This is a genomic window from Bacillus sp. TH17 (assembly GCF_016651125.1).
In the GTDB taxonomy this organism is placed as follows: Bacteria; Bacillota; Bacilli; order Bacillales; family Bacillaceae_G; genus Bacillus_A; species Bacillus_A mycoides.
The window spans coordinates 1,233,526-1,255,802 of the sequence record NZ_JAEKEN010000001.1; the positions used below are offsets into that span (position 1 = coordinate 1,233,526).

The following is a 22,277-nucleotide window of genomic DNA, read 5'->3' on the forward strand; positions in this document are numbered from 1 at the left end:
GGGAAACATGTACAAGTTGATTTAGTAAGAATGATTTAAATGTCTATATAAGGAGATGGGGAATGATTGAATTGGAAATTAGAGTGGAGCGTCTTAGAAAAGAAAAAATAGGGGATATTGTTGCATTATCTTCTTATATTGGCTGGGATTATAATACAGAAGAAATTGAGACGATTTTCAACTCAGGTATTGTATACGGTGTGTGGAATGAGAGAAAGGAGCTTATTGCTAGTGCGGCAATTATATTATACGGAGAGGCGCTAGCGTCTGTTGGAATGGTAATTGTACATCCGGATTATAAGGGGAGAGGGATTGGAAAGATAATAACGGATTCATGCGTTAAAAGCGTATCAACTCAAACTCCCATTATGCTTATTGCTACGGACGAGGGAAAAGTCTTATATGAAACACTAGGATTCAGGGCCGTTAGTTATGTTTCTAAATACATATGTAACTCATACAATACGAATTATCATTGTGTAGGAAATGAAGAGTATATTGTGAATTATGAAGAACGTGATTTAGAAGAAATAATACAAATAGATAAAGATGCATTTGGAACAAATAGAGAAGAGTTTTTAAAGTATCGAATGATACAAAGTGAACAATGTATTGTTACAAAGGATGCACAACAAAATGTATTAGGATACGGTATAAGTATACAAACGCCAAAAAATAAAATAATAGGACCAGTCGTTGCTAAAAATGATGAAATGGCAATGCGAATTGTTCATCATTTAGCAAGAGAGCATCATGGTAAATTAAGAATTGATGTACCAGAAGGAAAGGAAGCTTTTATGAAAGAATTAGAGATTGGTGGTTTTCAGAAGGTGAATATACCACCAATAATGGTGAAAAATAGTGGTCAATTATTAAAAAGGAATAGTGAACTATATAGCATTGCAGCACAAATTTTTGGATAAAAAAAGAATCCTTATAAAGTAAAGGATTCTTTTTTTGTGATTAAACCTAATCACGATATTGGTCATGAGTTGGTTGAAAGAGATCTTCCTCGATATCTCTCACCATAGAAAAATGATCAACATTATAATGACCGTGTAAAGTTTTATTATGGTGTTCGATAATTTGTTGTGCAGACAATACGTTAGAATCAGTTGTTGAATGGCCATTTTTAATTAATGTAACATCAAAACCTTGTACAGTAGCTGTTCTAACAGCGGTGTCGATGCAATGTTCTGTTTTACATCCACCTATAACAAGGTGTTTAACCTTCTCTTCTTTTAAAAGTTCGTGTAAAGAAGTGCCATAGAATGAATTTGTTGCGGCTTTATTAATAAGGATTGCAGATTGAGGAATGTTAAGTTGATTATGTACTTCAAATCCTTCTCCTTTACCAGAAGCGACATCAGTATCTCTTACGAAAACAATAAGGGCATTTGAATCTATTGCTTGCTGTACAGCGGTATTTAGTGTAGCTAATAGCTCGGTTTTACGGAAAACTTCATTTTCTTCTTCATTTCCATCAATCAGTTCTTGTTGAGCATCAATAATTAATAGGGCTTGTTTCATTATGTCTCTCCTTTTGTTTAAAGAATAATTATCTTTTACATATTCCTTAATAGAATAGGGAAATCCTTTTTTAATAAGAAGATAACTGATTTACAAAGTTGTCAAAGAAATTTCATTCTCATAGAGTATAAAAACATGTATGATAGGAAGTGGAGAATTTTTGAGTAGGTGGGAATATCATGCAAACAGTAGAAGATTATCTTTCATTCTTACATACGAAAGGATTTAAATTATCAGAGGAAGCACAAGGATTTATTATGTTCGGACAAGGATATACTGGTGCATCTGATGGGATTGTGAACGTAGCAATAGAAGCGACGATTAAACATCAATTACAGTTTGATGGCAGTTATTTTGTTGCGTTATTAGAACGATTGAAAGAAGAAGAAATTACAGATAAAAAAAGCGCTAAGGCTTTTATGCGGAAGTTACAAGCGTAACTTCACGCAGCCTGCGCTTCTTTTTTTGTTTTGGAAGGTAATTCAACAAAAACCATACCTAGGAAAATACATAGACATCCAATAATAGCAGAAATAGAAAGCTGTTCATTTGCAACTAGAACGCCTGTTAATGCAGCAAAAACGGGCTCCATTGCGAAAATAATTGCTACTCTTGTTGGAGAAGTATGTTTTTGTGCCGATGTTTGAATGAAAAAAGCAATGGATGTCGCAAATAGGGAAGTTAGAAATAGAGCGAATAAAAAGGATTGATTCGTCCATAGTGAAACTGAAAATAATTTTTCCCAATCTTCAAACAAAAAAGCGCAAATAGAAGAAAATATACCGACAGCTAATACTTGAGAGGTGCTTAGTAATAAAGGTGATATTTTCTTAGAAAAGAAACCGTTAATAAGAATATGGGCAGCAAAAGCAACTGCACAACCGAGAACGAGTATATCTCCAATGTTTAATTGAAAAGAATCACCAGCCGTTAATAAGTATAAACCTGCTGTTGCTACAGCAATGCCAAGTACGATGAAAATGGTAGCTTTTTGTTTTAAAAAGATAAAAGACAAAATTGGTACCATAACGATACTAAGCCCTGTTAAGAAACCAGCTTTTGAAGAAGTTGTATAAAGTAAGCCGAATGTTTGTAATACATAGCCAACACATAAAAAGAATCCAACAATCAATCCAGCGAGACTACTCTGTTTTATATCTTGTTTTGAAGTTTTTTGTGAGAAAATCATTTGAACGAATAATAAAATAATTCCAGCGAATAAAAAGCGAATCCCATTAAAAGTAAATGGACCAACGAAAGACATAGCATTTTGGACGACAACAAACGTAGCTCCCCAAATAAAAGAGACAAATAATAAAGCAAGAGGAGCAATCCAATCTTTTTTCACACTCATACCCCCGTTAATTTTGTAAGATAGCTTTTCTAGCTAATTCATCAGCAACTTTATTTTGACTACTTGGAATCCACTTAATAAAAAAGAGATCGAAACTTTTTATGTACTGCAGTGCTTCCTCTAATAGTGGTGCAAATATTTTATTTTTTGCGTATTCTTTTTCGACAGCTCGCTCGACAAGCTGCGAATCGGTACGAAAAGAGACAATGTTATAATTATGCTTCGTGCAATATTTTAATGCCGCAAGTAAGGCGTGGTATTCTGCTTCATGATTGGACATTGTCCCAAGGGGCAATGATAATTGTACAGCTGGTTGCACCCCTTTAATAAACACTCCTGCACCAGAAGGACCAGGATTTCCTTTTGATGCACCATCAATATATACTTCAATCAAAATGAGAAACCTCCAAATTATAAGATGATCCCCTACTTATATGTTTCTTTGAAGTAGGGGATAGAGTAACTTAGCCGATTGTAATACTATAACGACATGTAAATGTTTCATTCGTTTGTAAAGATTGAATTCCTTTTTTTTCCTTGAAATCTTTTGCCGGATTTACTTCATCAGCAATCCCGTACCAAGGTTCAATACATAAGAAAGGTGCGTTCTCGCCTGGTGTCCATACACCGACAAATGGGAATCCGTCAAATTCTATTTTTACAAATTTATTATGTTTATGAGAACGAATAGAGATTTCATCCGTATTCATATTTTCAAAAATAAGTGCATCATTTTTGAATAAATCGTATGTAAGTGGTAATTCATTCGTATTTTCAGCGATTAATTGCTTTTTACTTGAAAGATAAGGTCCTTCTAATACGCTTGTTTCTAAGCGTTCAGAACCATTAAATGATAAATGATAATCTGTAAATGATTCGCCCTCTAATAAGGGGAAGTTGAAACCAGGATGTGCTCCGATTGAGAAGAACATCTCTTTTGAAGTAGGGTTATTTACTTCATATGTTACATGAACGATTTGTCCATCTAGCTCATAAGAAACGAGTAATTCGAATTCGTATGGGTATTTTTTTAATGTTTCTTCATTACTAGTAACAATATAAGTAATATTCGTTTCACTTTGTTCTTTTACAGAGAATGTAAGATCACGAGCAAAGCCGTGTTGTGTTAAAGAATACGGTTTACCATCTACGTAGTATGTATTATCTACTAATCGGCCGACAATTGGGAATAAAATTGGTGCGCGGCGCCCCCAATAAGTAGAATCGCCTTGCCATAAGTATTCAGTGTTATCTTCTTTTAAGCGAACGCTTTGTAATTCTGCACCTTTGTCAGAAATGGAAACGATCACTTTTTCATTTTGAATTGTTGCTGTCATGAAGTGAAACCTCCTAAAACTTTCATATGTTTTATTATACGTTTTCTAAAAGAAAAAAGGTAGTTAATGATAGGAATCTATTGACGAGAGAGTGTCTATTGCGTAGAATATATTCTTGTTGCTTAAAAAACGAATAACGTGGTTCGAAACCATCCCACGTAAAAAAACTAAGGAGATTTTGTCATGAATATAAGGACATTAGTCGGTAATGGTATTTTAGCGGCATTATATATTGCTGTTTCTATGCTTATTCAGCCATTTGGCTTTACCAGTGTACAGTTTCGTATTTCAGAGATGTTTAATCATCTCGTTGTATTCAATAAGAAAGCAATTTACGGGATTGTATTAGGTGTATTTTTAACGAATCTCTTTTTCTCACCTATGATCGCTTATGATTTAGTATTTGGAGTAGGGCAATCCATTCTTGCATTACTTGCAACTATTATTTCTATGCGCTTCATTAAAGGTGTTTGGGCTCGTATGATTTTTAATACAGTTATTTTTACAGTCACAATGTTTATGATTGCAATTGAACTTCATCTTGCGTTTGATCTGCCATTTTTATTGACATGGCTAACTTGTGCAGTTGGTGAATTTGTTGTAATGGCAATTGGTATGCCTGTAATGTACTGGATTAATAAGCGAGTGCAATTTGAAAGATTTATGCAATAGATGAAAGAGCTATTCCTATAGGGATAGCTCTTTTTGTATGTAATCACATTGAATATAATGCTGTGACTCTTGATACAATATAATAAAATAAAGTGAGGCTTTCATTAGCTGGCTACATATAAGAAGTCTTATAAAAGGGGAATCTAGTATGAAATATAAAATTCATTGGTTGTATAAAACGAAGCGCGGTTTGCAGACGGAATTAACGACAGATTATATGAACATAGAAGATGTACTGCAATTTGCAGAGGATTTTGAGAAAACAGGAAGAGTGAAAGAACTATCATTTTATGATGAAATGGATGCAGAATGGTCATTAAAGGAAATGAAAAAGCTGAGTAAGCAAGTGGAGGAAGATCCGCAAGAAATTCAAGTTTATTTTGATGGTGGTTATGATGTACAGACGAAAGAAGCTGGGGTTGGTATATGTGTATACTATAAAAAAGGAAATACAAATTATCGAATTCGTCGCAATGCATACATAGAAGGCATATATGATAATAACGAAGCCGAGTATGCAGCATTATTATACGGGATGAATACACTCGGGGAATTAGGAATTAAATATGAAGCAGTTACACTTCGTGGAGATTCTCAAGTTGTACTGCAGCAATTAGCTGGTGAATGGCCTTGCTATGATGAACATTTAAATCATTACTTAGATCAAATTGAACAAAAAGCGAAGCAAATGAAATTAAAACTTATTTGTGAACCGATATCTAGAAAACAAAATAAAGAGGCACATCAATTAGCAGCGCAAGCATTAGAAGGGACGACAATTGATAGTCATAAAGAAATAACCGAATAGAGAGGTGCACACGTGAAGAAGAAGCAACTCATTACAGAGGTAAATGACTTATTAGAAACGTATTGCGGAGGGTGTTTCCTGCAGGAACATAATCGGAAAAATCATAGTAAATACTATGCCCATTCTTTTTGTATACGGCAATGTACGGTTGGAGAGAAGTTGAAAAAGTATGGGGAGCAATTGTCATAAAAAAACATCCAGAGAATTTTCTCTGGATGTTTTTTAGTGCTTCGCTTCATGTAATTGATGCTCGCATTTACTTAATTTTTTTTCTTCATTCATTAGAAATGGCTCATCTAAATCCGTTGCAACGGATTTCATGATTTCAAGCTGAGAACGAGCCGATTCTACTGAAGTAGTGGCATGCTCTAATGTGTCTGGATCCATTGAAATTGTTGCAGAACCTACCATTTTTTGTGCAGTTTCTACACGGAATTTTACTTCTTCAAAATCATTTACATGTGATCCCATTGTTATTGCCTCCTTTGTATTTTGCGCATTTCACATAGTTTTTGCTCTGGAAAACGGAAATATACAAAGGAATAACAAAGGAGGTTACCAAGTAAGGTAACCTCCTGTCATATGTGGGATTAAAGTTTTGCTACGTTAGCAGCTTGAGGTCCACGGTTTCCTTCAGTAATGTCGAAAGATACTTCTTGACCTTCCTCTAAAGCTTTGTAGCCGTCGCTTTGAATAGCAGAGAAATGTACGAATACATCTTCAGAGCCTTCCATTTCGATAAATCCAAAACCTTTTTCATTGTTAAACCATTTTACTTTTCCTTGCATGTCACAATTCCTCCTAAAAACGATTCCTTTTTTCATTTAGTGAAATTCATTAAAAAATAATAAAAATAAAAAATGCTATATTCTCGAATATTCTGCTAAATGATTAATTTAAATATACATGAATTGGTAGAATTTAGTCAAGTAAGCGTTTTTAAAATTTTGTATTTTGAACTAATTTTTTCTTGAATTTTTAAAAAGGTATAGGACAAGCCGAGTATGTAATATTCTTAAGTGAATGCTGTACATAATGAGGTGAAAGAATGGATGAGTCTTATTTATTAGATAATGAAGGGATGAAAAATAGAGTCGACATACCGAATTGGGTTGCAAAAGAATTTCATGATTTTTCGAGTGTCGTGTTAGAACCAACCTTCCCGTGTTATTTCGGTTTAACAGCTTTGAAGAAGAATGAACTTCGTTATTCATTTCTCTCTCATAATGATTGGAGTCATTTGCCAAATACAATGTTAACTTTTTTGGAGCTAATGAAAGAGCGGCCGATTGTAAGAAGAGGATTTTTTCTTTTTGTGGAACCGGAATGTGAAGAAAAATCAATCGAATATTATCGAGATTATTTTTGGAAAGTACTACAATATTTGCATGAACAAGATAATCAATTATGGCCAAAGCAAATCCCGAAAAATCCAGACCATCATTTATGGGAATTTTCATTTGGTGGTGAACCAATATTTGCATTTGGGAATGCGCCAGCTTATAAACAGCGAAAGACTAGGCATTTAGGAAATTCTCTCGTTATTGGATTCCAGCCACGAACTATTTTCGAGGGATTAGAAGGAGATCGTCCTAAAGGGTCGTATTCAAGACAAATGGTCCGTGAACGAGTTGAAAAGTGGGATCAGTTGCCGAAGCACCCTAACGTTAGTCACTACGGCGATCCTAATCATCGTGAATGGAAACAATATTTCATAGGGGATGATATTGAGCCGATTAAAGGTAAATGTCCTTTTCATCATAGGGTAGAGAAATAAGAGCCATCAACTGGATGGCTCTTTTGCATATTTTGGATAAAAAAGGGTATTGTATTAGTGAATAATTTTTATGAAAGCTAGTCTATTTTCTTTATTTGCATCATTACTTAATAGTAAAAGAAGTAGAAAGGATAGAGTGATGTTTGGAGCAATTATACAACAAATAGTATTAGGTATTTCATTAGCTGCACCTGTAGGTCCGATTAATATTGAAATGTTAAAACGAGGAATTGAACGTGGATTTTGGCATGCGTGGATTGTTGGAATCGGAGGAATGACTGCTGATATTTTGTTTATGCTGCTTATTTATTTTGGTTTATCTTCTGTGTTTATGTATACATATGTACAAGCTTTTATGTATTGCGCTGGTTTTTTCTTGTTATTTTATTTAGGGTTTCAAAGTGTAAAACAAGGAATTTCTCACTCTAATATGGAATATAAACAAGAAGAGATAGGTGGACTTAAACAATCTTTTATGGCAGGATTTCTAATTGCGATATCCAATCCATTAAATCTCGTTTTTTGGTTTGGTATATATGGAAGTACACTTAGCTCGTTGCTTACAAAGGTAACGAAACAAGAAGCTTTTTGTACAGTCTTTGTATTATTGTTGGTATTATTTTGTGGAATTTAAATATTGCTTTTTCTGTACATTTTGGAAGAACTTTATTAAAGAAAAAAGCACTTGGCTATATTACAGCCGGAGCAGGTATTATTTTAGTAGGATATTCTATCCATTTTGCATACAAAGCTTTACAGTTGTTCATATAAGATTGAAGGGGAGATTTTTATGTATCGAACCACTATTGACGGAAAAGAAATTATCATCACTTTAGCACCAAAAATCCCAAAAGAAATTACTGATAGGAATCCACTATATGAAGCGGTATTTAAAAATGCAGCAAGGTTACTGCAAACGAAACAACCAACGTTTGCGGTAAATCATGAAGTATTTGGTCTCATTATTGGAGAAGTACAAAGAGGAGAAGTAACAGTGTTTGCAGTAGAACACATTATTCCGAAGCAAAATATATTTGGTCCGAACACTTTTTTCTCGACAATAGAACAGCAGGCAAATTTGTAAAGTGAATAGAATAAGAATGAAATAGAAAAAAATGGTCGTAACGATATGTTGCGGCTGTTTTTGTGGAAAAGGGGGAAGTAAGATGAAGAGAGTGGTGAAAGAGTTTTTTTTACAACATGATATTGTTATTATGTATAGTGTTCTATTAATTTTTATTATTATTTTAAAAATGCAATTTTTCACATGGATTGGTATGTTAGCGTGTATGTTTGGGATTGTTTTTTATACGTTTAACGAATATATGACGCACCGTTTTTTATTCCATTTAAAGCCGCCTAAAAACGCATTTTTATTAAAAATGTTAAGAAGATTACATTATGATCATCACGTATATCCAGATGATTTAAAACTTTTATTTTTGCCTGTATGGTTTAGTATACCTAGCTTTACTATATATTTACTTATAACGTATGGTATTACAAAAAGTGTTACTGTTACACTTTCATTCGGAATCGGAATGATTATCATGCTCCTCGTTTATGAATGGAAACATTATATTGCACATAAACCGATTCGTCCCTTCACTAAGTTTGGAAGATGGCTAAAAAAACAGCACATATTACACCATTATAAAAATGAAAAGTTTTGGTTCGGAGTTTCAAATCCAGTATTCGATTTTATATTTAGAACACTTAAAGATGGAAAAGACGTTGAATTAAGTGAAACAGCTCGTAATTTAGAAAAGGAGACAAAGAAAGAAGTAGTGCGATAAGCACTACTTCTTTCTTCTATTTTAATGGGAATAAAAGTTTAATCGAATCAATCAAATTTTATGTTAAAAAAGTATATTGAAAATTTAGGAGAAAATGACGAAAAATGTCTATCGAAAAATCTTTGCAGGAATGTATGGATTGTCTAAAATGAAAATAAGTTTCTGAATATTTATAAAATTTAGTCTTTAGGTATGCAAGGAGGAATTGTATTTTAAGTTAAGAGAGGGGACCAGAGAATGAAACGAGATGATACGTCAGCACGTAAGTTACAAAATGAGGTGAACTATACAGAAGTTGTTCAGTCTGAAGAGTTTCAATTGTTATTAAATACGAAAAAGAAGTTTATCGTTCCGATGAGTATTTTCTTTTTAAGTTTTTTTATAGCACTACCTATTTTAACATCGTATTCAAAGGTGCTTAATACACCGGCGTTTGGTGATGTGACATGGGCATGGGTATTTGCTTTTGCGCAATTTATTATGACATGGTCATTATGTATGATTTACAGCAAGAAAGCCGAATCCTTTGATGAAATTTCGCAAAAAATTCTGCAAGATATGCAAAAAGGGAGGGGCTGAATTTGAATACTACTGCGTTTGCACTATTTTTAATTATTGTTCTTGGTACGCTCGTCATAACCTATTTTGCATCAAAAAAAACGAAAAATGCGAGTGAATTTTATACGGCTGGAGGGGGATTAACTGGCTGGCAAAATGGTCTGGCTATTGCTGGGGATTACATGTCTGCTGCGTCATTTCTTGGTATAGCCGGAGCGATAGCGTTAACTGGGTTTGATGGGTTCTTTTATAGTATTGGCTTTTTAGTTGCTTATTTAGTTGTTCTATATCTTGTCGCAGAACCGCTTAGAAATTTAGGGAAGTACACGTTAGCGGATATGATTGCGGCACGTTTTGATGCGAAAAAAGTTCGTGGTATAGCAGCGCTTAATACGATGACGATTTCAATTTTTTATATGATTGCACAATTAGTTGGTGCGGGTGCACTTATTAAACTATTATTAGGTATTGAATATACAACATCTGTATTAATCGTAGGTACACTTATGACTGTGTATGTTATTTTTGGAGGAATGACAGCTACGAGCTGGGTTCAAATTGTAAAGGCTGTACTACTTATGGCAGGGACATTTATTATTTCTGTTATCGTTTTCTCCAAATTTAATTTCAGTGTGACTGAAATGTTCGCTCACATGAAAACAGCTACTCCATTAAAAGATTCGTTTTTAAATCCAGGAGTAAAGTATAAGGATGGTCTTGATACACTTTCTTTAAATTTAGGACTAGTCCTTGGTACAGCGGGATTACCACATATTCTTGTCCGCTTTTTTACAGTACGTGATGCAAAAACTGCACGTCAATCTGTTGTATATGCGACGTGGTTAATTGGCGCGTTTTATATTATGACAATTTTCTTAGGGTTTGGAGCAGCAGCGTTTGTAGGAAATGAGGCGATTATTAAAGCAAACCCTGCTGGTAATATGGCAGCACCTTTATTAGCAAAAGCATTAGGCGGAGATTTCTTATTTGCTTTCGTATCAGCAATTGCTTTTGCAACTATTTTAGCTGTAGTAGCAGGACTTGTGTTAACAGCAGCATCAGCATTCGCGCATGATTTTTATAATGAGATTATCCGTAAAGGAAAATCAACGGAAAAAGAGCAAGTGTCAATGGCTCGTTATGCGTCTATTGGAGTAGCGATAGTATCTATTATACTTGCTTTATTTGCTCAAACATTAAACGTAGCATTTTTAGTATCACTAGCATTTGCGGTTGCAGCGAGTGCAAATTTACCGGTTATATTATTTACAATCTATTGGAAGCGTTTTAATACAACAGGAGCAATTTCTGGTATGATTGTTGGTCTTGTATCAGCGATTGTTCTTGTAGCGTTAAGTCCAAATGTTTGGAACCCAGTAGCTGGAAAAGCTATTTTTGTTGGGGAAGCGATATTCCCATATACGACACCTGGAATTATTTCGATCCCACTCGGGTTTCTTGCAGCATATTTAGGAACTGTTTTCTCTAGTAAGAAAGAAGATGCAGCGAAATTTGATGAAATTCTTGTGAAATCTAATACTGGTCATGGTATTAGTGATGCATCTTCGCATTAAAAAAGAGGAGCTTTTCGAAATATAAGAAAAGCTCCTCTTTCTTTTGACATTTTCTTATAAATATTACTTTAATTTTGGTAGGATTTGTCTTGTGTTTGTGGAATGAAAATAGGCAGGGAGAAATTTAACTCATCATGGCACCAGCGCAGCTTTGTGAAAAATAAGTTGTTATGGAAGGTGGAAGAAATGATGAAGACAAAACAAACCGATGAATTATTAGCAAAAGATGAGCAATATGTGTGGCACGGAATGCGTCCCTTTAGTCCAAGTAGTACAATGGTAGGGGCAAAAGCAGAAGGGTGCTGGGTTGAAGATATACAAGGAAAAAGATACTTAGATGGTATGAGTGGTCTTTGGTGTGTAAATAGCGGATATGGAAGAAAAGAGCTTGCAGAGGCAGCTTATAAGCAATTGCAAACATTATCATATTTTCCGATGTCACAATCACATGAACCAGCAATTAAGCTCGCTGAAAAGTTAAACGAGTGGCTTGGTGGAGAGTATGTTATTTTCTTCTCTAATAGTGGATCAGAAGCGAATGAAACCGCTTTTAAAATAGCAAGACAATATTATGCTCAAAAAGGTGAACCGCATCGTTACAAATTTATGTCGCGTTATCGTGGTTATCATGGAAACACAATGGCGACGATGGCAGCGACTGGACAAGCACAGCGTAGATACCAATATGAGCCATTCGCTTCAGGTTTTTTACATGTAACGCCTCCAGATTGTTACCGCATGCCAGAAATGGAATCACAAAATATTTATGATGTAGAATGCGTAAAAGAAGTAGATCGTGTTATGACATGGGAATTAAGTGAAACGATAGCAGCATTTATTATGGAGCCAATTATTACAGGCGGAGGTATTTTAATGCCACCACAAGACTATATGAAAGCAATTCACGAAACATGTCAAAAACACGGAGCACTACTTATAAGTGATGAAGTTATTTGTGGTTTCGGGCGTACAGGAAAAGCATTTGGGTTTATGAACTATGACGTTAAGCCTGATATCGTTACGATGGCAAAAGGTATTACGAGCGCATATTTACCATTATCAGCAACAGCTGTAAAAAAAGAAATTTATGAGGCATTTAAAGGAACAGGAGAATATGAATTCTTCCGCCATATTAATACATTTGGTGGAAATCCAGCGGCTTGTGCATTAGCGCTTAAAAACTTAGAGATTATGGAAAATGAAAATTTAATTGAGCGCTCTGCACAAATGGGTTCACTTTTATTAAATCAATTAAAAGAAGAAATTGGGGCACATCCGCTTGTTGGAAATATTAGAGGGAAAGGGTTATTAGTTGGAATCGAACTAGTAAATGATAAAGCGACGAAAGAACCAATTGATAATGACAAAATTGCAAGTGTTGTAAATGCTTGTAAAGAAAAAGGGCTCATTATTGGGCGTAACGGTATGACAACAGCAGGATATAATAATGTCTTAACATTGGCACCGCCGCTCGTTATATCAAGTGAAGAAATTGCTTTCGTTGTTGGTACGTTGAAGACGGCGATGGAGCGTATTTAATTAATTGAGCGAGCTGTAATATACAGCTCGCTTTTGTTTATTACGTGAAATAGGATAGCTTTTTAAAGGAAGGGATATTAATGGAGAAATATGACCCTAGTAAACATTATCACATCGGATATTATGAAGATGGATATGATTTAGAAGTGACGGCGTACAAAAGAATAAATGAACCAGTTTGGGATGCTTATATTCCGCACTATGAGGCAGACGACTTTTATAAAAAAGTGGAGGAAATGAAACTAGGTGAATATATAGATGATTACGGCATTATGGTGTATTCATTTAGTAATGATATGGATGATGAAGAAGCACGAACTATGTTTGAAAACTGGTTAAAAAAGAATGGAATTGTTTAAAGATAAAATGAAAAAAGAGATTACTATCTTATAAGATAGTAATCTCTTTTTATTGTAGAAAGCTTATTTACTATTTACTTGCTTTCACTGCTTTATCTTTTGCACCAAAAGTGTATTTTAACATTGGTGGTGTAATCATCGTTGTTAAAATAACTACGATAACGATTGCTGTAAAGTAATCTTGTGCTAATAGGCCAGAAGAAAGTCCTGTTCCTGCGATGATAAGTGCAACTTCACCACGAGAAACCATACCAGCACCGATAATTGCAGAAGACTTTGCATCAAATCCAGTCATTCGTGCACCGAATCCACAACCGATTAGTTTTGTGAATACAGCGATTACTGTTAATGCTAAGATGAACCAAATTTGATCGCCAATACCGTCAAATGTAATATTCATACCGATACTAACAAAGAATACTGGAACGAACATAGCGTAGGCAATTGGTTCTACTTTCTTTTCTACTTCATGTTTGTAGTTCGTTTGAGAAATAGCGATACCAGCTGCGAAAGCACCGATAATACCAGCAATTCCTAATAGTTCGCCGAAGTATGCGAATGAGAAACAGATGATAAGCGCAGCACTAACGATAGACTCAGATACGCGAAGCGGTGATAACCAACGCATGATTGCTGGAACACCTTTCCAACCAATTAAAATGATAGAAGCAAAGAATACTACTTTCTTCAAGATAATCATTGTTAAGTTAACGTCATCTGTGCCTAAGAAGCTCATTGCAAATGCTAATAAAATAACAACAAGAATGTCATCAAATACAGCGGCTCCAAGCATCGTCGTACTTTCACGTGTTTTCATTTTACCTAAATCACGAAGTGTTTGAACGGAAATACTAACACTTGTTGCACATAGAAGTAATCCTAAAAAGACAGCATTCCCTTGTTCCATACCGACAACAAGACCGGCAACGTAACCACCTACGAATGGAAGAACGATACCTCCAAGTGCAACAGCTAAAGAAGAATTACGATTTGCGTTTAATTCTTCTAAGTCTGTTTCAAGTCCTGCCATAAACATTAAAAGAATAACTCCGACATTACTTAATTGTGTTAGAAGCTCTGAATTTTCAATCCATCCGAATATAGCTGGACCGATAACGATACCAACAATTAATTTACCGAGTACAGAAGGTTGACCTAATCTAACACTAAGGTCACCAGCGAGCTTTGTACTTAATAAAATAAGTGCAATCTGAAAGAAAAATTCGAATTCCATTTGATCCTCTCCTCATCATTTTTTATTTTTATCATACGATTTCTCGGAATTTGCCTAATGATAATATGTAAAGATCCATTAAACAAAGGGTCTGATTACGAGTTCTTTTGAACTTGTAATTTGAACCTGTAATTAATATATAATAAAATTTATTAAAAATCAATGAAAAAATAGCAGATTTTCATGAGAGGATTCGTTTTAGAAACGGGGGATATAGATATATAATAGGAAGTAATAAAGTTTACATATAATGAATGGAGAAAGAAAAATGTTATTAAATCAACGTTTTAGAATTGGGGAAATGGCGAAAATGCATAATATAGCGGAATCTACATTACGTTATTATGATGAAAAAGGGATTTTTCATCCGTCAATTGTTGACCCTCAAACCAATTATCGTTATTACACAATTGATCAGTTTTCACTATTAGATACGATTAAATTTTTACGCCAATTGAACATCCCGTTAAAGGAAATAAAGAAATATATTGATGAACGAAATCCATCTTATGCGCTGAATTTACTTGAAAAACAACAAGAAATGATGCTGAAAAAACAAAGAGAAATCGAGTATGCTTTGGCAAAAATGGAACATAAAATCCATTTAATGAAGAAAGCGATGAAATCTGAAGCAAATCAAATTATTTATAAAAAGATACCGAAACGAAAAATTACAGCAATTGCAGTTGCACCAAATACAACGGATGATATGTTTGAATATTATATCCATTCGTTGCAAAAAAATATGAAGCAAATTGATAATAGTTTATTTTCAGGTGATATCGGTGTAACAGTTTCAAAAAAAGCATTAATGCAAAATGAGTTTCAAGCATATAACAGTGTGTTTATTTTATTGGATTACATGCCTTTTGAAGCGCATACTTCAGATGAAATAAAAGAAGGGATATTTGCCTGTTCTTATCACCATGGACCATATGAAGAAACAGACGCAACGTATACGGAATTATTAAAGCACATTGATAACGAAGGATATGAAGTGTGCGGAGATGCACTGGAACTTGCATTAATTGATTGGTCCGTAACAGAAAATCCGAAGGAGCAAGTAACGGAAATTCAAATACCCGTTGTTAAAAAATAGGCTTATATATTTTTCGATTCTCTATTGACCTTCAAGTAACTTGAAGGTTTAAACTGTGAACAGAGGATTGAAAAAGGAGCATTTATATGATGGAAACAACAGAAAAATTAAGAGAAAAACCAATTAAAAGTTTATTTATTACGTATTTAATACCAGCTGTTCTTGGGATGGTATTAATGTCGGTTAATATTGTGATTGATGCAGTCATGATTAGTAGAGGAGTTGGAGCGAACGGTTTAGCCGGAGTAAACGTAGCTATTCCAGCATTTTCAATTTTCTTCTCTATTTCATTATGGATTGGAATGGGCGGAGCAACGCTATATTCCATTGCACTAGGTGAAAATAAACTGGAAAGAGCAAGGTCTATCTTTACTCAATCTATGACAGTGGCAGTTATTATCGTAGGCATTTTAGCGGCTATTTGCTTATGGAGAATAGAAGATTTAGCATATTTATTTGGTGCGAATGAAGTGATTTTACCATACGCATTAGACTATTTACAGGTGTTATTAACATTTGGAATGATATACGTTTTAGAAAATATTTTAAGTACATTTATACGAAATGACGGAAATCCTAATTTAGCAATGGCAGGTCTTGTTGTAACGGCTGTATTAAATATAGTGTTCGACTATATTTTTATTTTCATCTTTGGATGGGGTGTAACTGGTGCTGCTTCAGCGACTATTCTTTCGGCAGCAATTGGTTTTCTTGTATTATTAACTCACTTCTTTAGAAAAAGTAGTATTTTAAAATGGACGAAATTCCACTTTGAATGGGATACGGTTAAACAAATTATGGTGATCGGTTTCCCAAGCTTTACAGCAGAAAGTACAGTTGCAATCGTAACGATCGGTTTTAACATTGCATTCGTTCAATATGCAGGAGAAATAGGAGTCGCTTCCTATGCGATGGTGAATAGTATTCATGCAATGACATTATTATTATTATTCGGTGTTGGTGCAGCATTACAACCAATCGCTAGTTTCCATTACGGTGCAAACTTATCAGAAAGATTGCGTGAAGGATTACAGTTTGCTGTGAAAATTGCGCTTGTACTCGGAGGTATTGCAATTGTTGTCGGTTTATTCTTCGGGAAATATATTATAGGTTTATTTAATGTTCAATCGCCAGAACTACTGGAGTTAACGTTAACAGGTATTAGTTTATTCTTTATTCAATATGTATTTTTAGGCTATAACATTGTATATGGAGAGTACTTCCAATCAGTGCGACAAACGAAAAAATCAGTACTTATAATAATGAGCCGAGGTTTACTATTTGTTATCCCGTTGTTATGGATTATGCCAAAAGTATTTGGTATAAACGGAATTTGGCTCGTTATGCCAGTAGCGGAAGTATTGACAGCAATTATCGTATTTACGATGAATCGTATGAAACATCCTGTTCCGTTAAACATGGCGAGAGAGAAAAAAGCAATATAGTGAAGAAAATCCCCTTGAACAAGTAAGGGGATTTTTTTTCATTCTTTTAAACTAATCGCAAAAGATCCATCTGTCTCCTGCACAGAAGCGAAAGCCACATTTTTAATATTGGTAACGCCTTTCTCCATTAACTCTGCATGTAACCACTTTTCATTTTTATGGATTAATTTTAAGTTATCGTATTGAATTTGTGAATCAACGATAAGAGCAATTGGTAAGCCTGCATACTTAACATTTATATTCATATCTTTTGGAGTCAGAGGCACAAGTTCTCTTTTTGGTAAAATACTAATAGCTCCATTCGCTTCTAATATCGCATACTCAATTTCATGAACACTTGGATATCCTGCGACGCGAAGGTTAGAAAGCAATTCAGGGATCGGATATCTACTTTTTTGTAAGTTCTCAAAAATAATATCACCATGTTTAATTAAAATAATGGGGTGGCCGAGAATAAAACGATTTAGTTTGTTGAGTAGGCTTAATTTTGTAAGAAGCAAATGCAAACATGTAATAACGACCATACCGAGAAATGCTTGTAAAGCACCAGCGACTGGTATGGCTTGAAAAGCTAAATAAGATAAAAAGATAATAGCCCCAAAATCATGAGGAGTTAGTTGTGCTAATGCAGATTTACCAAGTAGCTTAAGTGATAGTAAAAATAAGATAAAAAAGAATGATACGTTACATAAAAAGAGAAGCAATAGGGACACTCCTTCGTGCGAAGTTGTACTTACTATTCCCGAAATTAATAGAAATATTACCTTTTGGAGGATAAATTAGGGTTAATTGGAATTTGTCTGTATACAAACGAATAAATGGATATTATGATGAAGGAAGTAAAGGAAATAGGGGTATATGGATATGAGAAAGAAGAAAATAATCAAGTATATTTTAGTTGTTATAATGATTTGCGCCGTATATGCGGGGTTTTTACAATATAACATTTATAAGCATGGGCATATGAATGCAATTGATGATGCGGATTATATAATTGTACTAGGATCGAAAGTAAATGGAACAAAACCTTCGTATTCATTGCAATATCGTATTGATAAAGCAGCTGAGTATTTAAAATTACATGATAAAACAATTGCTATTGTATCTGGAGGCCAAGGAAAAGGTGAAGATATTACAGAAGCATTAGCGATGAAACAAGGATTAATGAAACAAAATATTGCAGAAGACCGCATTATAATGGAAGATAAGTCGACGAGCACAGATGAAAATATTAAATTCTCAAAACCGTTAATTCCAGCCAATATGAAAAAAGGTATGATCGTAACAAACGATTTCCATATGTTTAGAGCGAAAAAAATAGCTGCAAAACAAGGTTTGCAATTAGAAGGGCTTCCGGCCAAAACACCGAAGCCAATTATCATTCCATCGAATGTACGAGAATATTTAGCGATTACGCAATATTGGTTTATGAATCGAATATAGTGAAAGTGATCCCGCCCGAAATTTGAGGCGGGATTTATTTCGAGGGAAATCTTACAAAAATGTCATGTTCATGAAAGGTAAAGCGATAGTTTCTGGAAAGGTTTCCTGACATAATGAAGGTAACAAAAAACTTTAGAGGTGAATCGGATGAAAGGAAATAATATTTTATCTTCGTTATGTTACTTTAGTATCTTTTTTGCACCATTTTTACTACCAATTATCGTGTACTTCGTTGCGGAAGATGAAGTGAAATACCACGCAAAAAAAGCATTTTGGTCACATGTTTTCCCATACGCAATTTTATTTGGAGGATTAGCAGTGTCAGGAGTATACGGTTTAAGTTTCAATCAGTCTGAGAGCGTTGGAATTGGGATGGTTATAACGTATGCAGTGTTTATTCTTGTAGGGATTTACTACTTCATTTGGAATATTGTTAAAGGTATTAAAGTGTTGAAAGCAGCTTAACAAGCATTGCATAACAGCATATAAATTCGTCGTTATTTGCCAAAACGTCGATATAATTTCATATACCGTATTAATAAACATTAAAAAAGAGCAATTCGAAAAGAATTGCTCTTTTTGTGCTTATAAGTTGTGAATAATGAAAAAGATATGGTAATTTTTCATTATGAAGAGAAAAAAGGAGTGATTTTCATGAATGAGATTATACATAAAATGGAGCAACACGTTTCAGTTCGTAAATATAAAGAAGAACCAATTTCAAAAGAGATAGTAGAAAGAATGGTGCAAGCTGCACAACATGCGGCTTCCTCACATTTTGTACAGGCGTATTCTCTTATATATGTAACAGATCAAGAACTAAAGGGTAAACTAGCTGAGTTATCCGGGAATCGTCACGTGAAAGACTGCGCAGCATTCTTTGTTTGTTGTGCAGACCTAAAGCGACTTGAAATGGCATGTGAAAAACATGGAACAGAGATTAAACATGAGGGAGTAGAGGACTTTATTGTAGCAACAGTAGATGCCTCATTATTTGCACAAAACTTAGCACTTGCAGCTGAATCATTAGGATACGGCATTTGTTATATTGGCGGAATTCGTAATAACCCGAAAGAAGTGAGTGAATTGCTTCATTTACCGGATAAAGTATATCCGGTATTCGGAATGACGGTCGGCGTACCAGATGAAGAGCATGGAGTAAAACCACGATTACCGGTAGCAGCCATTCTTCATGAAAATGGATACGATGAAAAGAAATATGATGAATTATTAAACGAATATGATGAAACGATGAGTGCGTATTACAAAGAAAGATCATCAAATCAAAAAAACATAACATGGACAGAATCAATGAGTTCATTTATGTCCAAAGAGAAAAGAATGCATATGAAAGAGTTTTTAAATGAAAAAGGATTAAATAAGAAATAAGTAAAAAGGCAAACCTGTAATGCGGGTTTGTCTTTTTTGGAGGAGAAATGTATTTTTTTTGCTATCATATACATAGAAATAAAAATTAATAAATTTTTACAAAAGTGATAGAAAATGAGAATGAAATGCCAATAGTAAGTAAAAGCAGCTGCTAAAGGGGAACTGAGGAAGGAAGATGTTTATGATTTTTGATTCTGAAGAGGATTTAATTATAGCTATGAAAAAATGTGATCAAGATGCTTTGAAAGAAGTCATTGATCAATATGGAAAATTAATTTTATACATTATTCATAAATCATTAAGTACCCCTATTGAGAAACAATATGTAGATGATTGTTATAACGATGTATTTACTGTCATTTGGTTTCATATCGACCAATTTGATATAGAAAAGGGAAACTTAAAATCTTGGATGATTGGTATTACTAAATTAAAGGCATTGGAATATAAAAAGAAAGTATATAAAGAGAATAAAATCGATAAAGACGTAGAAATAGATACAAGTATCCATGATAGGTATGAAATAGAACAAGAAGAAGAGATTATGGAACTCGTACAAGATTTAAATACAAAGGATCCGCATATCTTTTTAAAGAGGTATATTGATGGGTATTCCATTGACGATATTGCGAAAGAATTAAAAGTAACGGCTGACTATATATACAATCGAATTTCTCGTGGAAAGAAAAAACTTCAAAAACTGTGGAAAGGGAGTGTGTAATATGGATAAAAGATTATTATCGATGTTAAATGAGTTCCAATATTCAGAAGAAGAAATTACACGTTTAGAGAAAGAAGCGAATGATTCTATAAATATAAATAAGTATTATGTGAGAAATGGAGAGTTATTAAAAAAATAACTTTACAAATGTTGGAAGAGTCAATTCACAACGAATTACAAGCTGGTGAAGAAATTGAGAAGGAACTGTTAGTAGACGAAGGATATATGGCAAATAATAAAGTAATACCAAATATATATTACGTAGGAGCTACTTTTTATTATTATATCGTTTTAACAAATAAAAGAGTGATTATGAAAGGATTAGATTGTTATTTTAAAAAAACAAATGAACATAGCATGCCAATAGAGGATATACAATCCATTTCGCAACATAAAAAAATGAAAAATGTCTTTGGGATTAAATATAATAACACTCATATACAATTTGGAAGTATTGAGTATGCACGTGAAGTTGCAATGATAGTTATGGAGTTAAAAAAACGCGGAGTAAAAGTAGAAAAGTATACAGATTTTGAAAAAGGGTTTTTCTTATTCTTTAATATATTTGTGATAGTAAGTGCAGGTCTTTGCTTTATAAAATATTTAATGTAAAAAGCGGCATAATAGCCGCTTTTTATCGTTTTATTTAGTATTCGATTTAAAATATTTGTCTTATGAAAGAACGATTATTGCTAATTGTAAACTGCCAATAAAGTTATTTAAGTTTTGATATAGAATGCCCCATCGCACTTGAAAATACAGCAATAATTTCGTTTGAACCTATCTATTATTGTGCACTATCTAAAGCACCCTCTATAACAAGTTCAAACTTTCAATAAGGAGATAAATACCGGTGCAACTCAAAAGGATATATGTAAATATTTTAAAAATCCGTTGATTAAGCCATTTGAAAATAATTTGGCCTATAAACAAACCTAAAAATACAATTGGAATTGCATAAAAACTTGATTCCCAAATTGTTTTGTTTGTGCCAGTAAAGAGTATTTGAATTACTAGACTAATGAAATATATAAACAGATAAAAAGCCAATGTAGTTGCTCTTAACTTCTCTTTTTTTGTATCAGTTCCTGTAAAGTAAAGTAACAGGGGGGCCTGGCATACCGATACTTGTCGTTAAAAGACCGGATAATCCACCCACTAAGAAATCTCTAGATTTTGTTGATTTAATCTTAAAGTTGCATATTAGCATCAACGTTAATAGTAAGAGCAGGATGCTAATTGTTAATTTAAATGTATTGATGTTAATGGAAATGAAAATTAAAATACCAAAAGGAACACCAACTATACTTCCGAAAATTAATCTTTTCAGTAGAATAAAATCAATGTCCATTCTTATTTTCCAAATGAGTGATATGGAAATAATTAATGATAAAATGATATTTATTTGTATAGCTTCTTGTGGTAGAAATAACATGAGTAAGAAAGGTGTTGCCATAATAGAAAAGCCAAAACCTGTACTTGTTTGTAAAATAGAAGCTACTAATATAATACATATGAAAATGAATATAATCTCCAAAATAGCCCCCCTACATAATCAGATTCAATAAATATTTTAACATAAAGTGAAATTTTAATCAGTGGGGGTTTTGTTCATCCCCCACTGATTATTAGCCCACACCAC

Annotated in this window: 26 protein-coding genes, 3 pseudogenes and 1 riboswitch; of the genes and pseudogenes, 20 read left to right on the forward strand and 9 right to left on the reverse strand. The window is 33.8% G+C overall.

All coding sequences use genetic code 11. The annotated features are described in order from the left end of the window. The first annotated feature begins 62 nt into the window (after window positions 1-62). Window positions 63-923 (forward strand): GNAT family N-acetyltransferase, encoded by an 861-nt coding sequence (locus JFT95_RS06195; protein ID WP_201034944.1) that lies wholly within the window; start codon window positions 63-65, stop codon window positions 921-923. 46 nt (window positions 924-969) lie between these two features. Here JFT95_RS06195 and JFT95_RS06200 read toward each other — a convergent pair whose 3' ends face one another. Next, window positions 970-1,530, reverse strand: a complete 561-nt coding sequence (locus JFT95_RS06200) for a cysteine hydrolase family protein (protein WP_085310147.1) — start codon at window positions 1,528-1,530, stop codon at window positions 970-972. Window positions 1,531-1,709: 179 nt separating this feature from the next. Here JFT95_RS06200 and JFT95_RS06205 point away from each other — a divergent pair, with 179 nt between their 5' ends. Beyond that, the gene (locus JFT95_RS06205) at window positions 1,710-1,970 is read left to right on the forward strand and encodes a DUF6123 family protein (RefSeq protein ID WP_001195213.1); all 261 of its coding nucleotides are present in this window, start codon (window positions 1,710-1,712) and stop codon (window positions 1,968-1,970) included. Window positions 1,971-1,972: 2 nt separating this feature from the next. Here the strand turns inward: JFT95_RS06205 and JFT95_RS06210 are convergent, their stop codons facing one another. From JFT95_RS06210 to JFT95_RS06220, 3 genes are all read right to left on the reverse strand, one after another. After that, window positions 1,973-2,878: a DMT family transporter gene (locus JFT95_RS06210; RefSeq protein WP_201051719.1), complete on the reverse strand. Its 906-nt coding sequence runs from the start codon at window positions 2,876-2,878 to the stop codon at window positions 1,973-1,975. 13 nt (window positions 2,879-2,891) lie between these two features. Then, on the reverse strand, window positions 2,892-3,278 hold the full coding sequence (locus tag JFT95_RS06215) for a reverse transcriptase-like protein (RefSeq protein WP_002135345.1): 387 nt from the start codon (window positions 3,276-3,278) through the stop codon (window positions 2,892-2,894). 70 nt (window positions 3,279-3,348) lie between these two features. After that, the gene (locus tag JFT95_RS06220) at window positions 3,349-4,221 is read right to left on the reverse strand and encodes an aldose 1-epimerase family protein (protein ID WP_002189045.1); all 873 of its coding nucleotides are present in this window, start codon (window positions 4,219-4,221) and stop codon (window positions 3,349-3,351) included. Between the two features lie 132 nt (window positions 4,222-4,353). Continuing rightward, window positions 4,354-4,398: riboswitch (PreQ1 riboswitch) on the forward strand. A 6-nt stretch (window positions 4,399-4,404) separates the two neighbouring features. On the opposite strand from JFT95_RS06220, the gene JFT95_RS06225 reads away from it, so the two are divergent. The 3 genes from JFT95_RS06225 to JFT95_RS06235 all read left to right on the forward strand — a co-directional run bounded on the left by JFT95_RS06225 (window position 4,405) and on the right by JFT95_RS06235 (window position 5,890). Next, window positions 4,405-4,893, forward strand: coding sequence for a QueT transporter family protein (locus JFT95_RS06225; protein ID WP_002011909.1), 489 nt, complete (start codon window positions 4,405-4,407; stop codon window positions 4,891-4,893). Between the two features lie 148 nt (window positions 4,894-5,041). Then, on the forward strand, window positions 5,042-5,701 hold the full coding sequence (locus JFT95_RS06230) for a ribonuclease H family protein (protein ID WP_061675156.1): 660 nt from the start codon (window positions 5,042-5,044) through the stop codon (window positions 5,699-5,701). Between the two features lie 12 nt (window positions 5,702-5,713). Then, window positions 5,714-5,890, forward strand: a complete 177-nt coding sequence (locus JFT95_RS06235; protein WP_002011906.1) for a zinc-finger domain-containing protein — start codon at window positions 5,714-5,716, stop codon at window positions 5,888-5,890. A 33-nt stretch (window positions 5,891-5,923) separates the two neighbouring features. Here the strand turns inward: JFT95_RS06235 and JFT95_RS06240 are convergent, their stop codons facing one another. Together JFT95_RS06240 and cspB are read right to left on the reverse strand one after the other, a co-directional pair. Then, a complete protein-coding gene (locus JFT95_RS06240) occupies window positions 5,924-6,172 on the reverse strand; it encodes a DUF2564 family protein (RefSeq protein ID WP_201051720.1) in 249 nt (82 codons plus the stop codon). A 119-nt stretch (window positions 6,173-6,291) separates the two neighbouring features. Further along, on the reverse strand, window positions 6,292-6,489 hold the full coding sequence (gene cspB, locus JFT95_RS06245) for a cold shock-like protein CspB (protein ID WP_002011904.1): 198 nt from the start codon (window positions 6,487-6,489) through the stop codon (window positions 6,292-6,294). Window positions 6,490-6,749: 260 nt separating this feature from the next. Here cspB and JFT95_RS06250 point away from each other — a divergent pair, with 260 nt between their 5' ends. From JFT95_RS06250 to JFT95_RS06285, 8 genes and pseudogenes are all read left to right on the forward strand, one after another. Next, window positions 6,750-7,478 carry a YqcI/YcgG family protein gene (locus tag JFT95_RS06250; RefSeq protein WP_201051722.1) on the forward strand — a complete coding sequence of 243 codons (729 nt, stop codon included), beginning with the start codon at window positions 6,750-6,752 and terminating at the stop codon, window positions 7,476-7,478. Window positions 7,479-7,617: 139 nt separating this feature from the next. After that, window positions 7,618-8,249, forward strand: a pseudogene (locus tag JFT95_RS06255) (LysE family transporter). Window positions 8,250-8,268: 19 nt separating this feature from the next. Further along, a complete protein-coding gene (locus JFT95_RS06260) occupies window positions 8,269-8,562 on the forward strand; it encodes a cytoplasmic protein (RefSeq protein WP_201051724.1) in 294 nt (97 codons plus the stop codon). A gap of 82 nt (window positions 8,563-8,644) precedes the next feature. Continuing rightward, window positions 8,645-9,274, forward strand: coding sequence for a sterol desaturase family protein (locus JFT95_RS06265; RefSeq protein WP_002126527.1), 630 nt, complete (start codon window positions 8,645-8,647; stop codon window positions 9,272-9,274). A gap of 237 nt (window positions 9,275-9,511) precedes the next feature. Then, complete coding sequence (locus JFT95_RS06270; protein WP_000817375.1) at window positions 9,512-9,853, forward strand: DUF485 domain-containing protein; 342 nt, start codon at window positions 9,512-9,514, stop codon at window positions 9,851-9,853. 2 nt (window positions 9,854-9,855) lie between these two features. Next, the gene (locus JFT95_RS06275) at window positions 9,856-11,406 is read left to right on the forward strand and encodes a solute symporter family protein (RefSeq protein ID WP_002011892.1); all 1,551 of its coding nucleotides are present in this window, start codon (window positions 9,856-9,858) and stop codon (window positions 11,404-11,406) included. 189 nt (window positions 11,407-11,595) lie between these two features. Next, window positions 11,596-12,945 (forward strand): aspartate aminotransferase family protein, encoded by a 1,350-nt coding sequence (locus JFT95_RS06280; protein ID WP_002126530.1) that lies wholly within the window; start codon window positions 11,596-11,598, stop codon window positions 12,943-12,945. Window positions 12,946-13,025: 80 nt separating this feature from the next. Further along, entirely contained in the window at window positions 13,026-13,304 is a 279-nt protein-coding gene (locus JFT95_RS06285) for a DUF3986 family protein (RefSeq protein WP_063217926.1), read from the forward strand. Between the two features lie 70 nt (window positions 13,305-13,374). Here the strand turns inward: JFT95_RS06285 and JFT95_RS06290 are convergent, their stop codons facing one another. Beyond that, entirely contained in the window at window positions 13,375-14,538 is a 1,164-nt protein-coding gene (locus JFT95_RS06290) for a cation:proton antiporter (RefSeq protein ID WP_063217925.1), read from the reverse strand. Between the two features lie 268 nt (window positions 14,539-14,806). On the opposite strand from JFT95_RS06290, the gene JFT95_RS06295 reads away from it, so the two are divergent. Together JFT95_RS06295 and JFT95_RS06300 are read left to right on the forward strand one after the other, a co-directional pair. Then, complete coding sequence (locus tag JFT95_RS06295) at window positions 14,807-15,637, forward strand: MerR family transcriptional regulator (protein WP_201051726.1); 831 nt, start codon at window positions 14,807-14,809, stop codon at window positions 15,635-15,637. Between the two features lie 89 nt (window positions 15,638-15,726). Then, window positions 15,727-17,082, forward strand: a complete 1,356-nt coding sequence (locus JFT95_RS06300) for an MATE family efflux transporter (RefSeq protein WP_201053596.1) — start codon at window positions 15,727-15,729, stop codon at window positions 17,080-17,082. A gap of 38 nt (window positions 17,083-17,120) precedes the next feature. Here JFT95_RS06300 and JFT95_RS06305 read toward each other — a convergent pair whose 3' ends face one another. Next, window positions 17,121-17,786, reverse strand: a complete 666-nt coding sequence (locus JFT95_RS06305) for a DUF421 domain-containing protein (protein WP_002011883.1) — start codon at window positions 17,784-17,786, stop codon at window positions 17,121-17,123. Window positions 17,787-17,988: 202 nt separating this feature from the next. Here JFT95_RS06305 and JFT95_RS06310 point away from each other — a divergent pair, with 202 nt between their 5' ends. The 5 genes and pseudogenes from JFT95_RS06310 to JFT95_RS06330 all read left to right on the forward strand — a co-directional run bounded on the left by JFT95_RS06310 (window position 17,989) and on the right by JFT95_RS06330 (window position 21,247). Continuing rightward, window positions 17,989-18,525: a YdcF family protein gene (locus JFT95_RS06310; RefSeq protein WP_306475273.1), complete on the forward strand. Its 537-nt coding sequence runs from the start codon at window positions 17,989-17,991 to the stop codon at window positions 18,523-18,525. A gap of 147 nt (window positions 18,526-18,672) precedes the next feature. Further along, window positions 18,673-18,990, forward strand: a complete 318-nt coding sequence (locus tag JFT95_RS06315; RefSeq protein ID WP_201051728.1) for a magnetosome magnetite crystal formation protein family — start codon at window positions 18,673-18,675, stop codon at window positions 18,988-18,990. 189 nt (window positions 18,991-19,179) lie between these two features. Next, window positions 19,180-19,914, forward strand: a complete 735-nt coding sequence (nfsA, locus tag JFT95_RS06320; RefSeq protein ID WP_201051729.1) for an oxygen-insensitive NADPH nitroreductase — start codon at window positions 19,180-19,182, stop codon at window positions 19,912-19,914. Window positions 19,915-20,089: 175 nt separating this feature from the next. After that, window positions 20,090-20,635: a sigma-70 family RNA polymerase sigma factor gene (locus JFT95_RS06325; protein WP_201051730.1), complete on the forward strand. Its 546-nt coding sequence runs from the start codon at window positions 20,090-20,092 to the stop codon at window positions 20,633-20,635. Window position 20,636: 1 nt separating this feature from the next. Then, window positions 20,637-21,247: pseudogene (locus JFT95_RS06330) on the forward strand (PH domain-containing protein). Between the two features lie 201 nt (window positions 21,248-21,448). Here the strand turns inward: JFT95_RS06330 and JFT95_RS06335 are convergent. Further along, window positions 21,449-22,172: pseudogene (locus JFT95_RS06335) on the reverse strand (sulfite exporter TauE/SafE family protein). Between the last annotated feature and the right edge of the window lie 105 nt (window positions 22,173-22,277).